The sequence below is a fragment of the Acetobacter sp. genome (genome assembly GCF_047723915.1).
In the GTDB taxonomy this organism is placed as follows: Bacteria; Pseudomonadota; Alphaproteobacteria; order Acetobacterales; family Acetobacteraceae; genus Acetobacter.
Genome location: NZ_JBDOBQ010000013.1, coordinates 67,301 through 83,045, shown reverse-complemented (window position 1 = coordinate 83,045; position 15,745 = coordinate 67,301). Strand labels below are relative to the sequence as shown.

Sequence of the window (15,745 nt, the reverse complement as noted above, 5' to 3'; positions counted from 1 at the left end):
ACCCGGTCCAGCGCCGGAAAACGACCATACGTCGGAATCGGGGAGGGGGCGTTCTTGTCCTTGGACCTGTCCATGCGATCGTTTCCATCTTCTTCTAGGCGGCAGGCGAAACACCATTATACCCGGTCTGCCGCATTCCGGGGGGATGGATCGCACGTGCCGGCGTGTCTTACGTCGCGTCACCTTGTCGCCAGACACCGCGAACTCTTGGAGCTGTGGTTTAATGAATCCGACAAGAACGCAAGCATTGAAACAAAACTGACTTACGAATGTGTCATTTTTGCAACGGTTGTGGGAAAAGACTTGAGCTTGACAAAACGGCCCACCTATATGCACGCCAAGGACTACATATGCGCGGCTCCGGCACTCCGGGTCTGTCTGGCCGGTCTGAATAGGCCGATCAGAAAGGACCGATCACGGCAGTGGCACGGTCGCGCTATTTTGGCATACTGAATAATCTTCTTCAGTCACGATAAGGCGTTCGCAAGCGCCAAAGCGGGGGTTTATGGCTGTACCGATAATGCAGGCCGTCAGGGTTGGCAGTTATGTTGTCAAACAGCATATCACAGGACGCAAGCGTTATCCGCTGGTGCTTATGCTCGAGCCGCTTTTCCGGTGTAATCTGGCATGTGCGGGCTGCGGCAAGATCGACTATCCGGCGGCAATTCTCAACCAGCGCATGACGGTGCAGGAATGCCTCGACGCCGATGCCGAGGCAGGCGCACCCGTGATCGCGGTGGCCGGTGGCGAACCGCTGCTGCACAAGGAAATGCCGCAGATCGTGCGCGGCCTGATCGCGCGCAAGAAATACGTGTATCTGTGCACCAACGCACTTCTGCTCGAAAAGAAGATGGACGAGTACGAACCCTCGCCGTTCTTCTCGTGGGATGTGCATCTCGATGGCGACAAGACCATGCACGACGCCTCCGTCTGTCAGGACGGTGTGTACGAGCGTGCCGTGGCCGCCATCAAGAAGGCCAAGGAACGCGGGTTCCGCCTGTCCATCAACTGCACGCTGTTCGATGGGGCTGACCCCAAGCGGGTGGCGTCCTTCTTCGATGAAGTGATGGCCATGGGCGTGGACGGGATCATGACCGCGCCCGGTTATGCCTATGAACGTGCCCCCGATCAGGAACACTTCCTGAACCGGCAGAAGACCAAGCAACTCTTCCGCGATGTGTTCCGTCTGGGCAAGGGCAAGAAGTGGCGCTTCACGCAGTCGCCGCTGTTCCTGAACTTCCTGGCCGGGAACGAGCAGTACCACTGCACGCCGTGGGGCAAGCCGCTGCGCAACGTGTTTGGCTGGCAGCGTCCGTGCTACCTGCTGGGTGAAGGCTATGCCAAGACCTTCCAGGAACTGATGGACGACACCAAGTGGGACGACTACGGCACCGGCAATTATGAAAAATGCGCCGACTGCATGGTGCATTCGGGCTATGAATCCACCGCCGTGATGGATGCCGTGCGCAGGCCCTGGCACATCGCCAAAGTGGCGCTGTTCGGACCCGAAACCGAAAAGCCCATGGCGCCTGAAATCTCGCTCGCCAACCAGCGTCCCGCCCAGTACGTGTTCTCCAAGCAGGTTGAAGAACAGATGGATGCAATCGCGGCCAGCAAGCCTGCCAAGGCTCCGCGCGTGAAGGTAATCCGCACCGAAACCGCCAATGATGCGGCACCCGCGGCCAGCACCCCGGCGGAATCGACGGCGGCTGACTGAAGCCCTGACTGGCTTTCCGGGCTTTCCGGCGGGCGGGTCTGCCCCCTGCCGGATAAGCCGGGCCGGCTTCAGGTGCGGTGTTTACGGGTATTACGTCGTTCGCGAATCGTATCCGGTTATGCAAGGCGGCTCCTTCGGGGGCCGCCTTTTTCATGTCCGGGGTTTTAAAACATACCTTTTTGGTCCGCTTTATGTGTGGGGCAGGCATACGGCTTCCGCATGAACCGGCCCCGCCAGAACGGGATGCTGCCCGGTGCGGGGGCCGGGTGTTCGGTTCTGGCTTCCGGCGGGTTCATCCCGTATTCTCCCCGATATCGATCCCTGCCGTGCCGATCCGGTGCTGGCCGGGGTCTGTCCCGTCGCAGGCCGTATTGTTGCATTCATGATTTCTTCCATTTTCATCATCATCCTCCTTGCCCTCCTGAACGCGGTTTTCGCCATGGGGGAACTGGCGCTCATATCGGTTCGCAAGCCGCGTCTGGTGCGGCTGCATGAACAGGGCGTGCGCGGGGCCGACCGGGCCCTGCGCCTGGCCGAAGACCCGCAAAGCTTTCTGCCAACCGTGCAGGTGGGCATGACGCTGGTTTCCATTCTTGAGGGAACGTTCGGCGGTGTGCGGATCGAGGAACGCCTGACCCCCCTTTTGCAGGAGGTGCCTTTTATCGGAGCGGCGGCCCCCCAGCTTTCGATCGTGATCGTGGTTGTCGCGATTACGGCGCTGATGCTGGTGGTGGGGGAACTTGTGCCCAAGCAGCTTGCCCTGCGCGAGCCCGAGCTTCTGGCGTCCCGCCTGGCCATGCTGCTCGAAGTTCTGGCCACCATCGCACGGCCCGTGGTGTGGGCATTGCGTCAGTCCTCCAACCTTGTCTTGCGGCTTATGGGCGCCAGCGACGCTGTCAATGAGTCGCTGACGGAAGAGGAACTGAGAGCCTATATCGCCGAAGGCGCGCGCTCAGGGGTGCTGGAGCAGGAGGAACGCACGATGATCGAGCGCCTGCTGCGTCTGGCCGACCGGCCTGTGCGCGCGATCATGACGCCGCGCAACGAACTGTACTGGATAGACCGCCATGCCGGGCGTGAGGCCCTGGTGCGTGCCCTCAAGCAAAGCACCTATGCCCGGATCGTGGTGTGCGAAGGCGGGGTGGACAACCCGGTCGGTGTCGTGCTGGCCAAGGACATGCTCGATCGCGTGCTGGACGGCATGCCTGCCTCTATCGAGGCCGGGCTGCGGCCCATGGTGGTGGTGCCCGACAGTATTTCGGCGCTGGACATGCTTGAACGCATGCGTGGAATTTCTCTTGGCATGGCCTTCGTTTTTGACGAATACGGCGCATTCGAAGGCATTGTTACGGCGTCCGACCTGTTCGACGCCATTGTGGGTGAGACCCTGCACGAATTGCAGCATATCACCCACAAAACCACGACCACGCCGCTGCGTCCCGCGATCATGGTGCTGGATGGCGCGGAATCCGCTGATGAGGTCAAAGACCGGCTGGGCCTGCGGATGCTGCCCGAGGAAGGCAGTTACCATACGCTGGGCGGTCTGCTGCTGGCCCTGCTGCGCCGTGTTCCGTCCGTGGGGGACAAGGTTGCATATGAAGGCTGGCTGTTCGAGGTGCTGGAGGTCGAAGGCCGTCGCGTATCGCGGGTGCGGGCCAGCCGTCAGGCTCTGGCGGAAAACTGAAAGCCGCCTGTTTTCTACCTTTCCCGGCTGGTAGCGGCGCGCCAGCCGACAAAGCAGTCGCGCGGTTTTTCTGTTTGGCATGAGCACCGGGCTGACGGGGTAAGTCCCATGGCTGCCTCAAGCCTGCCGCGCGCAGACCTGCACAGTGCTGTTTTTAAAAACAGACCTGTTGCAAAGATATTTTCTGATCGAAAAAACGGATTCGATATGGCGATGCGGTCTGTCCCGGTGGCGCTTCAAGCCGTTGGGGCGGAAAACACCGGCCGGATGAATCCGGTGGCCGGCAGGAACACTGTTCGGGTATCGGCCGTGTTCGTGCGGATGGGAAAGCGCGCTTCGTGCATCTGTGCCGGGGGCCGTTTTTTCGGCCTGCGCCTTACACCACGTGGTTCGGCTTGCTTTTGCCCCCGCAGTACAATGCTGCGGGGCGGAACCTGTGTCGTCAGGGTGGGGCTGCCTGCCCAAGCGGGGCTGGTGGAAAAAAAAACCGTGCCCGCCGGTTAATGCACGGTCTGGCTAATGCCCCGGCTGGTCAATGTACAGTCTGGTCAATGCACGGTCTGGGCGAGCGCCTTTTCGTCCGCGAAGTCGGGCCATGTCCCATGGGCCAGGGCTGCCAGTGACGGGGCTGGCAATTTCATCTTGGCGGCGTAGCGCCACAGATAGGTCAGCGTGCGGTGAACGTAATCCCGCGTCTCGGTATTGGGCAGCAGTTCGATGAACAGCAGCGGGTCGGCGGCGCTGGCACCAGCGCTTTCCCAGTGGGCCAGGGCGGAAGGTCCGGCATTGTAGCTGGCCAGCAGGCGGATGATATCGCCGCCGCGCGCATCCGTATGGCTGGCCTGGCGGGTCAGTTCGGCCAGATACTGAACGTAACGCTGCCCGATTTCGAGGTTCAGGCTGGGGTCGTGCAGGGCTGAGGCCGACTGTTCAAAACGGTGGGTCATGGTCGAAGGCGAACGGCTGGTCACGAAATCCGCCGTAATGGGGCGGATCTGCATCAGCCCATGAGCCCCTGCGCCGGAAACGGCATGGGCGTCGAAGTTGGATTCCACCCGGGCCAGCGCATAGACAAGGGCCGGGTCCATCGTAAAGCCGTGGCGCGGCTGCAACTGCGGCATGGGGGCGTCGTCCAGCCCCTGGGCGGTCGCGGCGTGCGTGCGCAGGGCCTCGGCCATTTCGCTTGCAAGGTCATGCAGGCCGGCGGTCTGGGCAACAAGCTGGAAGGCGCGTGCAAGAGTAGGGTCGTGCAAGGTTGGCCAGGTGCGGCGCATGGTATTTTCGGCCATGCTGTTTTCGCCAACCTGCAACAGCGCGAAAACGCGGCGGCCCGAATCCGTGGCGCCCACGGCTTCGATATCGATTTCGGTCAGCACCGGGCTGGACGGGGTGCTGGCGGTACTGTCCGCCGTGGCGTTTTCCAGCGGGGCGAACCCGGCCAGACGGCTGCGCGTTCCGCGGCCGGGGCTGAACCGGGCTTCGGCGGCCTTGCGGCCTGTCGCTTCCCCGCTCAGCGTATTGGCGGCCAGCAGCCCGTAAAAGGTTCTGGAGAACGCGGCGGCATGCTGCAGCCAGATATGATGGCTGTGGGCGTTGCCAACCTTGTCATGCGCGCGGGCTGCCCAGTAGGCGCATGCCGCGCGCGTATCCACGCTGGCATGCTGCGCGTGGGATGCGGTCTCGAATAAGGGAATGGCCGCGCCGTATTCCTGCCGCTGCCACAGAACCAGCCCGGCCAGGAACCCGGCCAGGGCGTTCTGCCCGTGCGAGTTGTCCAGCGCGGTCCGGCTGATGTCCAGCGCCAGATCCGGCTCGCCCAGGGCCAGCATGGCCTGGGCGGTTTCGGCCTGTAACTGCGCGGCATAGGCGGGTGTCATGCCGGGCGTGGTGCTGATCAGGTGCAGCGCGCTTTTGGCCCCTTTCAGCCCCCAGGTGGCACGTTCGCGCAGGGTACGGTCCAGCAGGGGGTTGCGGGTAAAGTCATGCGCCTGTGGGCCTACCGCCAGCGCGGCATGGGCCGGGGCCAGTCGTTCGGACGGTGGGGCTGGCGGCATGGGGCCGCCCCGGTCCTGCAACGCGGCAAGGCGGGCCCAGATGGCCGGGGCATCCGCGTAGCCGACATACTGCTTCAGCCAGTTGCGCAGCTCCGTCGCGTTGGGGTGGTAGGCCGGGTTCATGTAGCGGTCTGCTTCCAGCTCGCCCAGCAGGGTTGAATCGGTCAGATGCGTGGTGCTGTTGATGGCCTGGGCGAAAGCGCCCTGCCGCTGCATCTGGAAAATGGCGCGGATCTGCGCTGCCACGTCCGGTGGCAGCGGCTTGGGCAGGGCCAGATCATCTCCCTGTGGAAACGCCGGACGTGGCAGAACCATGGCCAGCTCTTCGCTGTACGGTTCGTGCCCGTTTTCCGGGGGCTTGGCATGGGCTCTCGTCACGCTGACGGAAGCGCTGGCCAACAGGGCGGCACCGGCCATAAAGGCCCTTGCCGCGATCTGGTGAGGTATTTGACCTATCGCTCGCATGGCTGGCGGGGTCTAGGCGCTTCACGCCGAAAAAGCAAGTTTCCTGTTATCAAGCATCTGTGGCGACGTTTCAAAAAGTGTTGCCCGGCATTGTGCAACAATTTTGCCATCTTTGTGGGAGTTCTTTGTTTTTTCTCGGTATTTCGGGGTGCTGAGGGCAGTATTTGTTTGTAACATTATGTGTCTTATTACAAATTGGAAAACTGCTGTTTTCAGGCACTTTGGCGCAGGGTCTGCATCACTAGGAGCAGGCTTTGCCATATCTCGCGGCGGGCTGTACTGCTGGCGCGCAATTGCAGCGGATGGCGCATGCACAGCACGGGGAGCGGGGGCAGGCCGGGCAGGGCCAGGGGCTGCCATTCCCGGCGGGGCTGGCTGTCGCGGCCGAGCATCATGGCGGCGGGCATGCGGCCGCATAGCAGCAGGCGTTGCGGCGCAAACAGCTCTATGGCGCGTTCGAGAAACGGCAGGCACATGCGCTGTTCCAGATCGGACGGTGGCCGCCCGCCCGGTGGCCGCCAGGGCAGGGCCGTGGCCAGCAGCAGGTCGGCGCGCGTCAGCGGCAGGGGGGCCAGCATTTCGTCCAGCAAGGTGCCGCACACACCGGCGAAAACCTGACCGCTGCGGTCTTCGTCCGCGTCGGGCGCTTCACCGATCAGCATCAGCGGGGCGTGTGTCGGTCCGTGCGGGACCAGCGTGTGCATGGCTGTGGCACGCAGGGGGCATGCCTCGAACCTGTCCATGGCCATGGACAGGGCCTGCGGGCTATCGGCCCGGGCGGCCACCTGCCGGGCCAGAGCGACCGAGTCCGCAATGCTTGCTGCGGTTCCAACCCCCGTTCCGGGGCCGGTTCCGGGCATGGCAGGGGGCATGGGAGAGGGCATGGCGCGTGGCAGATGCGTGTTCCCTGCGGCATCTGCCAGCCCGGCGGGGTGGCCCGAACGGGCCGTGGGCGGTGCGTATGGTCCGTTCCTGCCCGGCATGGGCGGCCGGTCGTCGGGCGCCGGTCGGGCCGTGCGCGGGCCAATAGCATGGCCGGTGGACTGGCGGTGGTCGGCCGGGACATCGGCCAGGGCGGTATCCACCCCCCATTCCATATAAAGACGCAGCAGGGACAGTTCGGCTTCCATCAGCATGATCCTACCACAGGACAGCGGACGGGCCACAGTATTTGGCGGTTTGGCTGGAGCGCGGTAGAGAAAAGAGAGCCGTTCATCGCGTTCCTTCGCGCCGGGGCCGGATTACGGTCGGGGGCAGGGCCAGTCTGCGGCGAAAGGACAGGGGCTGCCGCTCCACGTCAGAGGGCGGACCGGCGCCGCTGATCGAGTATTTAAAGGGTTCTTATGCTGTCTTGTCGCCTTTTGCCTATGGTTTTCGCAGCGTTTGGGGCTGCATTCGCGCTGTCGGGCACCAGTGCCCTGGCATCCACGATGGCTGGCCCGGCCGTGGCGCGCGGGGGTGTTTTCAGTGTCGCGACAACCGCCCTGCCGCATGCGGAGCCGGGCCTGAAAACAGTGGCAAAAGGGGCCGATACGAGCGGCCTGGTCGATTCGGGGGCGTTTTTGCGCGGGATCGTGGCGGCCCGCCTGGGGGATGACCCCGAAGCCGCCCAGGCGTTCCGTGACGCACTGCGGACCGATCCGGCGAATGGCAACCTGCTCAAGCAGGCGTTTGTGCGCAGTGTCATGGCGGGCGATCCCCAGGCCGTGCAGCTTGCCCGCAAATCCGTCGCGGCATCCGACCGTGAGAGTGTGATTGCAGCGCTAGTGCTGGGGAACGATGCTGTTTCGCGTGGTGCGTGGGCCGATGCCGTGCATTATTACAGGCAGGCGGAGGTCGACCCGCTTGCCCACCTGATCATGCCGTTGCTTATGGCCTGGTGCGAACAGGCGCAGGGTCATGCGGACAAAGGCATGGCGCGCCTTGTCTCTATTCAGGGGTCTGTTCTCGTGCCGTTTTATACGACGCACGCAGCCCTTATCGCGCATGCCGGCGGGTTGCAGCCCCAGGCTGGCGTTCTGTTCGCGCAGGCCCAGAAAATGATGCCGGGCGGAGACCTGCTGCTGGCGCGGTCTTACGCGGCGTGGCTCTGGGCGCAGGGCAAGCACGGACAGGCGCGCGATCTCCTGCGTGCCCAGATTGCCTCCGATGCGGTGCTGGCGCTGGCCGGGCCGGGGTTGCAGGCGGATATTGCCCGCTTTCCCGTGGCCAATGCCCGGGCGGGAATCGCACGGGCCTATGTGCTGACGGCCTTCCTGCTGCGCGAACAGGCGCATGACCAGGCGCACAATACGGGGATGGACCCGATGAAGGGGGCCGCCAACCGCTACCAGATCGACGAGGCCACGCGGCTGATGCTGGGGTTTGCGCTGGGTATGGACCCCGCGCAGGCCGATGCCCGGCTGATGCTGGCCGAAATCCAGGATGAGGAAGGGTATACCGCCGCAGCCCGCCGTACGTTGCAGCTTGTCGCGCATGATGACCCGCTGGCCCCGGTCGCGAATCTGCGTCTGGCGGTGCTCGATACATCATCCGACCAGATCGATGAGGCCATAACCCTGCTGTCAGCTCTGGCACGGCAGGCCCCCGACCAGCTTACGGTGCTGCGTGCCCTGGGCAACGCCCTGGCCCAGAAGAAGGACTGGAAAGGTGCGATCGCCGCTTATACAAAGGCGATCGATCTGGGGGCCGCGCATAAAAACGTGGACTGGACACTGCTGTTCCTGCGCGCCAGCGCCTATTACGAGGCCGGTGACTGGCCCCGCGCGCGCGATGACGGGCGTGCGGCTCTGGCCTATGCGCCGGAGGAGCCGATGCTCCTGAATTTTCTGGGATATTCCATGGCGGAGCGACGCGAAAACCTGCCCGAAGCGGGGCGGCTGCTCAGCAAGGCGCACCAGCTTGCACCCGAGGATGCGGCCATTACCGACAGTCTGGGCTGGGCGCTGCTGGAACAGGGCGATCTTGCGGGCGGCATGCCCCTGCTTGAAAAAGCAGCGGAGCTGACGCCGGAGGACGCGGAGATCAATTACCATCTGGGTGAGGCCTACTGGCGTGTCGGCCGCCGGACAGAGGCGGTGGATCAGTGGAACATGGCCCTTGGCCTGCACCCCAACGCTGCTGATGAAGAGCGGATTCGCGCGGCCCTGCGCCGGGCGGGTGTCGCCCGGAACGACGAGCGGCCAGCCCCCCAGGCAGAAAAAGGAAACCACACGCTGTGACCGCCGCCCTGCTGACAGAGGCCGCACCGGCCAAGATCAATCTGTACCTGCATGTGACGGGCCGCAGGCCGGATGGCTACCATCTGCTCGACAGTCTTGTCGTGTTCGCGCAGGCAGGAGACGTGCTGCATTACACGCCCGGACCTCAGCCGTTGCATCTGGAGCTTACGGGCCGGTTCGGCAAGGTGCTGGGCCATGCGGCGGCGGGACCTGACAATCTGGTCATGAAAGCGGCGGCGGCGTTGCGCGGGCTGGCGGGACCCGGGGCCGCTGTGCAGGGCGGTCGGCTGGTGCTGGAAAAAAACCTGCCTGTGGCGTCGGGTATCGGCGGGGGCTCGGCCGATGCCGCAGCGGCGCTACGCCTGCTCGACCGGGCATGGGGCATTGGTGCCACGCGTGACGTGCTGCTGGCCGAATCCGAAAAACTGGGGGCGGATGTACCGGTCTGCTTGCTAAGCCAGACCATCCGCATGGAAGGTATTGGTGAAACTCTTAATCCCGCCCCCACAATACCCTCCTGCGGCATGGTGCTGGTCAACTGCGGGCAGGGCGTGTCCACGCCTGAGGTTTTTCGCCAGCGTCAGGGCGGTTTTGTGCCGCGCGCGACCCTGCCCGACGCCTGGCCGGATGCCCGCGCCATGGTTGAAACGCTTCAGGCGCAGGAAAACAGCCTTGAGGCTCCGGCCCGTGCGATCTGTCCGCTGATCAGCGCGGCATTGGCCGATATTGCCCAGCAGCCCGGCTGCCTGATGGCGCGTATGAGCGGGTCCGGCGCGACCTGTTTCGGCCTGTTCCCGAATGAGGGAGCGGCACGCCAGGCGGCTGATCGTCTGGCCGATGCCCATAATGCGTGGTGGGTATGGGGCGGGGGCCTGTTCCAGCACCCATGAGCGGGTGCTGCCGGCCCGGCGCTTACCCTGCCGGTGCCCCGGCGCTGGCAGGTAACCACCCATAAGGGGGCCTATACCCGCTTGGTGTTCACCATGGCGGGCGGCTGGGTGGCATGAAAAGCCCTGCGGGTCGCCTGTTCAAAGGTTGACGCGGTGGTTTTCCCGTAAAAGCTTTCCCGAAAAAATCTTCTTCAAACCGGACATCGGCGTGGTCCATGAACCCGCCGCCTGTGGCCCCGGTTTGGGGGCACAGGCGGCTACGGTTCTGGCGATCAGGCCTTGCCGGGTTTTTTCATATGCCGGGCGAGGGTCGCCAGCGCCATTGCGGCAAGTGCTCCGAACAGGCCGGCCCGCAGGTCTGACGGCACAAAAATGCTGAGCGGGCTGTCCAGCCGGCGGGATTTTTCGTCGAACGGGCCGTGCGCGCCAAACGCGCCCGCAACGGGTTCGTGCAGGCCGTCGGGTTGCGGGGCCTGCATCCAGTCATAGCTCATCTGGGCCTTGTAACCGAGCTCCGCCAGTCGGGCTTCGCGGTAGAAAGGGGCCAGTAGGGACCGCAGCGGGTCGAGCAGCGTGCCCAGCCCGATGGAAACCGAGCGGGACGATCCGAATGCGGCCCGGCAGATCGCCTCGGCCGCGACTTCGGGCTCATAGACCGCGCCATAGGGTTTCAGGCGTTTGCCGGTCATGTTGCGGGTCCAGCCATACCGTGGGGTGTTGATGGCGGGCAGGTCGACCATGACCACGCGAATACGGTCTCCGTCATGGCGCAGTTCGGGGCGCAGGCTGGCGCAGAATCCGCGCAGGCCAGCCCGTGCGCCACTTTCCGCCGCCTGGAGCGGCAGCCCGCGCAGCGCCGGTGTCAGGTCGAGATTGATGATGGTGCCCTGGCCCCGGCGGCGCATGACGTTCAGGGCCGCCAGCGTGCCGTAAACACTGCCCAGATACGTGACTTCCGTGGCGCGGCGGATGTCTTCTGCGGCCAGCACGGCTGTCTGGCCGATAACGGTGGCTCCCGCACAGTTCGCCCATACGGCAATCGGCCCCAGTTCCTGCTCGATCCGGTCGGCTGCGGCCTGCACCCCCTGCGGGTCGGCCACGTCCTGTGCGATGGCAAGGGAACGGATGCCGTGCCGGTCCAGGTCGCGCGCGGTTTCGTCCAGTCGGGTCTGGTCGCGGCCCAGAAGGGCGATGTCGAAACCCGCGCGCCCCAATGCAAGGGCCGCAGCGCGCCCGATGCCTGAACCGGCCCCGGTAATGACGGCGATCTGTGAAGCCATGTCCGTTTTTTCTCCCTTATCCATGTCGGAGACAATGCAATGTTGGTGTCTACCTGCCCCGAGAGGCCCGCCATGCGCAAGCGGTGACGGCGCGGGTCTGCTCCCGGCTGCCCCGGCCCCGGTTGTCCGGACCCACCTGTCCGGAGGTTTGCCCGGACAGGTCTACAGGTAGCGCAGGGCGAGAAAACCCCCGACGAGAAGTACGGCAAAAGCCCCTGTAATCAGCGGCAGGCGGCGTTCGAGAAAACGTTCGATCGGGGCGCCGAAACGCCATAGCAGGGTCGCAACCAGAAAGAACCGGACCCCGCGTGTGACCAGACTTGCCAGCATGAACGGCGCGATGGCGAAATGCGCCATGCCGCTGGCGATGGTGACGAACTTGTACGGAATAGGGGTCAGCCCCTTGATCAGAATGATCCACACCCCCCACTGGCGGAATTTTTCCTGCAATGCGGCCAGCGTATGCTCGGCATGGTACAGATGCACGATGGGCCGGGCAACGGCGTCAAGCAGGACGGCCCCGATCAGCCAGCCCAGCAGGCCGCCGGCAACGCTGGCCACGGTGCAGATTGCGGCGTAGCGCCATGCTTTGTCGCGGTTTGCCAGCACCATGGGCACAAGCAGGGTTTCGGGGGGCAGGGGAAAGAAGCTCGCTTCCGAAAAAGCAAGAGCCGCAAGCCACCACGCAGCATGGGGGCTTGCGGCATGCCGCATGACGCGGTCGTAAAGTCGGTTCAGCATGGAGGCGGTGCTACATCCGTTCGCGGCGCAGGACGTCTTCGGCCTTGCGGTGAATGGTGTCGTATTCCTCCTGGCTCAGATCGCCACGGTGCAGCATTTCGCTGGCCCGGGCCAGTGCGTCACGTGCATGCGCCGCATCGGGGATCGGGTAGCGCCGCCCGGGCAGGGCAAAGGCATCGTCGGGCAGGGCGTCGCGTTCTTCAGTCGTCAGCCGGGACATAATGGGGTTTCCTGTCGTCAGAATAGAGGGTGGAGGCCCCCTCCACATCGTCCAGTTCGGCCATGGCCGCTTCCGCACTGGTGGTGGGGATATCGGAAACGGGAACGGTGTCGGGTGTTGCGGGCAGACCGGCCGCCACCTTCAGGTTCCGTGTTACATGGAACGCCGTCAAGACCGAGAGCGTGCCGAAAATGACCGCACCCAGCGCCTGCCCGGCCTGCACGCCAAGGGGCCCGAACCGTGCGCCCATGACCACGAACGGTACGGTTCCCAATGTGGCGCGCCCCCAGTTGAACGCCGTGGAATACAGCGGAAAGCCAAGGTTGTTGAACGCGGAATTGGCCACGAACAGCATGCCCACGAACAGGTAGCTTCCCATGGTCCATGAACAGAACAGGTGAATAAGGGCGGCGGCGTTGCCGTGGGCCTGGAAAAGCTGCACCACGACATCCTGCGCGAGGGCGAGAAAAACCCAGGTCACGCCAACGCTCAGCACCACAAGCTTGAGAGCCGCACTCAGTGTCTGCGTGACCCGTTCATGCCGTCCGGCCCCGAGGTTCTGCCCCATGATGGGGCCGACGGAACCCGTCAGGGAAAAAACCAGCGCAAACAGGACAGGGATCATGCGCTCTATGGAGGCCTGACCCGCCACCGCGTCCAGCCCGAAGCCTGACATGGCGCGGGTGACGTAAACGCCCCCCGCCGGTGTGGCCAGGTTGGTCAGGACCGCAGGCAGCGCTACCCGGGCGACGCGGCGCGTATCGGGGCCGATCCGGTGCAGGCGCGGCAGGGTGAGCATGTTGTGGGCCAACGCGCCGCGCAGTCCCGCAAGCCCCACGACAAGGCGGGACAGAACCGTGCTGATGGCGGCCCCCATCAGCCCTTCATGCAGCCCGAAAATCAGCAGCGGGTCCAGGATGGCGGCCACGACAGCCCCCATCAGCGTGATGTTCATGGACCCTTTCGCATCCCCCACCACCCGCATGAGGGCGGATGACCCCATGCCGATACAGATCAGCGGCAGGGCGGGGCTGACCACGCGCAGGTAAGCGGTCGCGGCGTCCAGTGCCTCGCCCCGGGCGCCGAACAGGGCCAGAAGGGGGTGTGCCCATACTGTCGTGCCCACACCCAGAACCGTTGTCAGCGCGATCATGACCGCCATGGCGGATGACGCGATCCGCCGTGCCTCTGCCCCGCGCCCGGCCCCGATTTCGCGCGCGGTGGATGCGCTCAGCCCGATCGTGATGCCGATCGCCACCGCGATCTGAAGGCCGATAATGGCGCTGGCAAAGCCTATGGCGGCACTGAGCGCGGTTTTCCCCAGATGGCTGATATAGACCATGTTCAGCATGTCGACGGCGAACACGGCCATCAGCCCTATGGCGCCCGTTCCCGCCATGACAAGCACATGCCGCATGATGCTGCCGGTCGTGAAACAGGCCTTGTTACGGCCGCCGGGCGGGGTAGGCCGGGTCATGTGGGCTCCGTCTGACAGTCCTTGCACAAAAGATGCAGGACAGGCTGTACTATGTCACGTCTGGTGTGGAATGCGAATAAGCCAGGTCGCACGGGACACGCATGAGAGGCATGGCGCGAACGGTGCCACGGGGCGTGCCGCGCGCCGTTTGAGAGCACGGGTCACGACTGGCTGGCATAAGCGCGCAACACGGTGTCTGTCGGGCCGTCCATGCGGATACGCCCGCCGTCCAGCCAGATCAGCCGGTTGCACCATTCGGCCATGATGTCGGACATATGGCTGGACAGAACCAGAATATCCGCCCCCGAGACAAGCCCTTCAAGCCGCGTACGGGCCTTGGCGCGGAACGACGCATCCCCCGCCATGAACCATTCATCCATCAGCAGCACGTCGGGCATAATGGCCGTTGCCAGTGCGAAGGACAGCCGCACGGTCATGCCCGAACTGTAGGTGAGCATGGGCAGGTCCATGAAGGAACCAAGGGCCGTGAACTCCTCCACATCGTCTTCCACGCGGGCCGTCTGCTCGCGCGTCAGCCCCGCGAACATGCCGCGCAGGCGGATGTTCTCGCGGCCGGTCAGTTCCATGTCCATGCCCAGTTGCGGGTCCAGCAGGCAGCCTACGGTGCCATGTACCGTGACACTGCCCCCAACCGGTTCGTAAATGCCCGCCAGCGCACGCAGCAGGGTGGTCTTGCCAGCGCCGTTGCTGCCCACAAGACCCAGCCTGTCGCCGGGTTTGAGGCTGAAGCTGACATCGCGCAGGGCATCCACCACGACGCGTTTACGGGCATCGTGGATGAAGCGGGAGTTGCCGTCCAGCTCCCCCATTGCGCGCAGGTGGCGTGCATCGCCATGGTAGAGCGGGAATGTGATTTCCAGATCACGGACGTCTATGCCTGCCATCGCCTAAATCCAGTAGGCCAGTCGCGTGCGCATGCGCGCGAACAGGCAGAATGTCACGACCGCGAGCAGGGCGGACCACGCCAGTGCCGCCGGCCAGACCGCGACCTGCACGACATCGCCCGTAATGGGGGCGCGCAGGATCTCGATCAGGGGAAAAAACGGGTCGAGCAGCAGCCAGTTCTGGCCAATGGTCATGAGTTCCGGCGCCCAGATGACGGGGGTGACGAAAAAGAAGATCTGCGTCAGGCTCGCGACAATGGGCGACGTGTCGCGGAACCGCGCACCCAGCACCCCCAGCAGCATGATCATGAAAAAGCAGTCGACCAGCCACAGGGCGCAGGCGGGCAGGAGTGTCGTCAGGTTCTGTGGTGCCGCGTGGAACCACAGGAACACGCCGATCACCACAGGAATATTGTGCGCCAGAACAAGGATGTTGCGCATTTCCACCCGGATGACATGCAGCGTGTATGGCATGCGCGCGGAATGAATGAGGCTGCTTGCCGCCGTAAACGCCGTACAGCCTTCCCTGAGCACACCGCTGGCCAGTGACCACAGCACGACGGAAAACGTCAGGAACGGCAGGTATTTATGCATGTCCACGTTCAGCAGGTAGGAGTACAGCACCCCCATGGCCGCGATCATGATGGTGGTGGTGCCCGTCAGCCAGAACGGCCCCAGAACGGACCCGCGATAGCGCAGCCGTATATCCAGCCAGGCCAGGGTCAGCGCCAGTGTCCTGAAGTGGAAACCCTGCGTGATATCGTGCAGGGCGCGCCCGAAATAGGACAGTCCAGTCTGGGGCACCAGCCGCATGACGGGTTCTGTCCCGGTTGTGGGACGGGATGGCGGTTGTGGCAGGTCGGGCATGTCGTTCATGTCAGGCTGGGCAGAGTAAAGAAGCGCCCGCGCTGGCGCAAGGGCATGATTGCGCGCATGCCGTGCCACGGCGCGCGGCATTTGTGCCACGTTGGCGTACCAGAAGGCAGCCCCGCCCAGAAGCGAGGATGACAAGAGGTGGCTTGGTTGCTAAACCCGCCCCGTTTGCAGTGTCCTATGTCTGTACCTTGTGTAACATCTGAGGCCGGGAACCC

Annotated in this window: 12 protein-coding genes; 4 read left to right on the top strand and 8 right to left on the bottom strand. The window is 64.2% G+C overall.

All coding sequences use genetic code 11. The features are described 5' to 3' along the window. Nucleotides 1-505 precede the first annotated feature (505 nt). Nucleotides 506-1,717, top strand: a complete 1,212-nt coding sequence (gene hpnH, locus ABF990_RS08960; RefSeq protein WP_415491331.1) for an adenosyl-hopene transferase HpnH — start codon at nucleotides 506-508, stop codon at nucleotides 1,715-1,717. Between the two features lie 382 nt (nucleotides 1,718-2,099). Then, complete coding sequence (locus tag ABF990_RS08955; RefSeq protein ID WP_415500400.1) at nucleotides 2,100-3,401, top strand: hemolysin family protein; 1,302 nt, start codon at nucleotides 2,100-2,102, stop codon at nucleotides 3,399-3,401. A 548-nt stretch (nucleotides 3,402-3,949) separates the two neighbouring features. Here ABF990_RS08955 and ABF990_RS08950 read toward each other — a convergent pair. Together ABF990_RS08950 and ABF990_RS08945 are read right to left on the bottom strand one after the other, a co-directional pair. Next, nucleotides 3,950-5,920, bottom strand: a complete 1,971-nt coding sequence (locus ABF990_RS08950; protein ID WP_415500402.1) for a transglycosylase SLT domain-containing protein — start codon at nucleotides 5,918-5,920, stop codon at nucleotides 3,950-3,952. 212 nt (nucleotides 5,921-6,132) lie between these two features. Next, nucleotides 6,133-7,050 (bottom strand): uracil-DNA glycosylase, encoded by a 918-nt coding sequence (locus ABF990_RS08945; RefSeq protein WP_415506554.1) that lies wholly within the window; start codon nucleotides 7,048-7,050, stop codon nucleotides 6,133-6,135. 213 nt (nucleotides 7,051-7,263) lie between these two features. Here ABF990_RS08945 and ABF990_RS08940 point away from each other — a divergent pair, with 213 nt between their 5' ends. Beyond that, nucleotides 7,264-9,141, top strand: coding sequence for a tetratricopeptide repeat protein (locus tag ABF990_RS08940; RefSeq protein WP_415506553.1), 1,878 nt, complete (start codon nucleotides 7,264-7,266; stop codon nucleotides 9,139-9,141). Continuing rightward, nucleotides 9,138-10,031 carry a 4-(cytidine 5'-diphospho)-2-C-methyl-D-erythritol kinase gene (locus tag ABF990_RS08935; RefSeq protein ID WP_415491326.1) on the top strand — a complete coding sequence of 298 codons (894 nt, stop codon included), beginning with the start codon at nucleotides 9,138-9,140 and terminating at the stop codon, nucleotides 10,029-10,031. Before ABF990_RS08940 ends, ABF990_RS08935 begins: the two co-directional genes overlap by 4 nt. Nucleotides 10,032-10,303: 272 nt before the next feature. Here the strand turns inward: ABF990_RS08935 and ABF990_RS08930 are convergent, their stop codons facing one another. The 6 genes from ABF990_RS08930 to ABF990_RS08905 form a co-directional block, all read right to left on the bottom strand. Then, nucleotides 10,304-11,311 carry an SDR family oxidoreductase gene (locus tag ABF990_RS08930; RefSeq protein WP_415491325.1) on the bottom strand — a complete coding sequence of 336 codons (1,008 nt, stop codon included), beginning with the start codon at nucleotides 11,309-11,311 and terminating at the stop codon, nucleotides 10,304-10,306. Between the two features lie 162 nt (nucleotides 11,312-11,473). Further along, on the bottom strand, nucleotides 11,474-12,052 hold the full coding sequence (locus tag ABF990_RS08925) for a YqaA family protein (RefSeq protein WP_415491324.1): 579 nt from the start codon (nucleotides 12,050-12,052) through the stop codon (nucleotides 11,474-11,476). A 10-nt stretch (nucleotides 12,053-12,062) separates the two neighbouring features. After that, a complete protein-coding gene (locus tag ABF990_RS08920) occupies nucleotides 12,063-12,272 on the bottom strand; it encodes a hypothetical protein (protein ID WP_415491323.1) in 210 nt (69 codons plus the stop codon). Next, a complete protein-coding gene (locus ABF990_RS08915) occupies nucleotides 12,253-13,749 on the bottom strand; it encodes an MATE family efflux transporter (protein WP_415491322.1) in 1,497 nt (498 codons plus the stop codon). The genes ABF990_RS08920 and ABF990_RS08915 overlap by 20 nt, the downstream gene beginning before the upstream one ends. Nucleotides 13,750-13,910: 161 nt before the next feature. Continuing rightward, on the bottom strand, nucleotides 13,911-14,654 hold the full coding sequence (locus ABF990_RS08910; protein WP_415491321.1) for an ABC transporter ATP-binding protein: 744 nt from the start codon (nucleotides 14,652-14,654) through the stop codon (nucleotides 13,911-13,913). A 3-nt stretch (nucleotides 14,655-14,657) separates the two neighbouring features. Next, a complete protein-coding gene (locus ABF990_RS08905; protein ID WP_415491335.1) occupies nucleotides 14,658-15,530 on the bottom strand; it encodes an ABC transporter permease in 873 nt (290 codons plus the stop codon). Between the last annotated feature and the right edge of the window lie 215 nt (nucleotides 15,531-15,745).

Excerpts from the sequence above, each read along its gene's own strand:
- ABF990_RS08940 (WP_415506553.1), top strand. The coding sequence starts at position 7,264 with ATGCTGTCTTGTCGCCTTTTGCCTATGGTTTTCGCAGCGTTTGGGGCT.
- ABF990_RS08930 (WP_415491325.1), bottom strand. The coding sequence starts at position 11,311 with ATGGCTTCACAGATCGCCGTCATTACCGGGGCCGGTTCAGGCATCGGG.
- ABF990_RS08950 (WP_415500402.1), bottom strand. The coding sequence starts at position 5,920 with ATGCGAGCGATAGGTCAAATACCTCACCAGATCGCGGCAAGGGCCTTT.
- ABF990_RS08905 (WP_415491335.1), bottom strand. The coding sequence starts at position 15,530 with ATGAACGACATGCCCGACCTGCCACAACCGCCATCCCGTCCCACAACC.
- ABF990_RS08920 (WP_415491323.1), bottom strand. The coding sequence starts at position 12,272 with ATGTCCCGGCTGACGACTGAAGAACGCGACGCCCTGCCCGACGATGCC.
- ABF990_RS08910 (WP_415491321.1), bottom strand. The coding sequence starts at position 14,654 with ATGGCAGGCATAGACGTCCGTGATCTGGAAATCACATTCCCGCTCTAC.
- ABF990_RS08915 (WP_415491322.1), bottom strand. The coding sequence starts at position 13,749 with ATGACCCGGCCTACCCCGCCCGGCGGCCGTAACAAGGCCTGTTTCACG.
- hpnH (WP_415491331.1), top strand. The coding sequence starts at position 506 with ATGGCTGTACCGATAATGCAGGCCGTCAGGGTTGGCAGTTATGTTGTC.
- ABF990_RS08955 (WP_415500400.1), top strand. The coding sequence starts at position 2,100 with ATGATTTCTTCCATTTTCATCATCATCCTCCTTGCCCTCCTGAACGCG.
- ABF990_RS08945 (WP_415506554.1), bottom strand. The coding sequence starts at position 7,050 with ATGGAAGCCGAACTGTCCCTGCTGCGTCTTTATATGGAATGGGGGGTG.
- ABF990_RS08925 (WP_415491324.1), bottom strand. The coding sequence starts at position 12,052 with ATGCTGAACCGACTTTACGACCGCGTCATGCGGCATGCCGCAAGCCCC.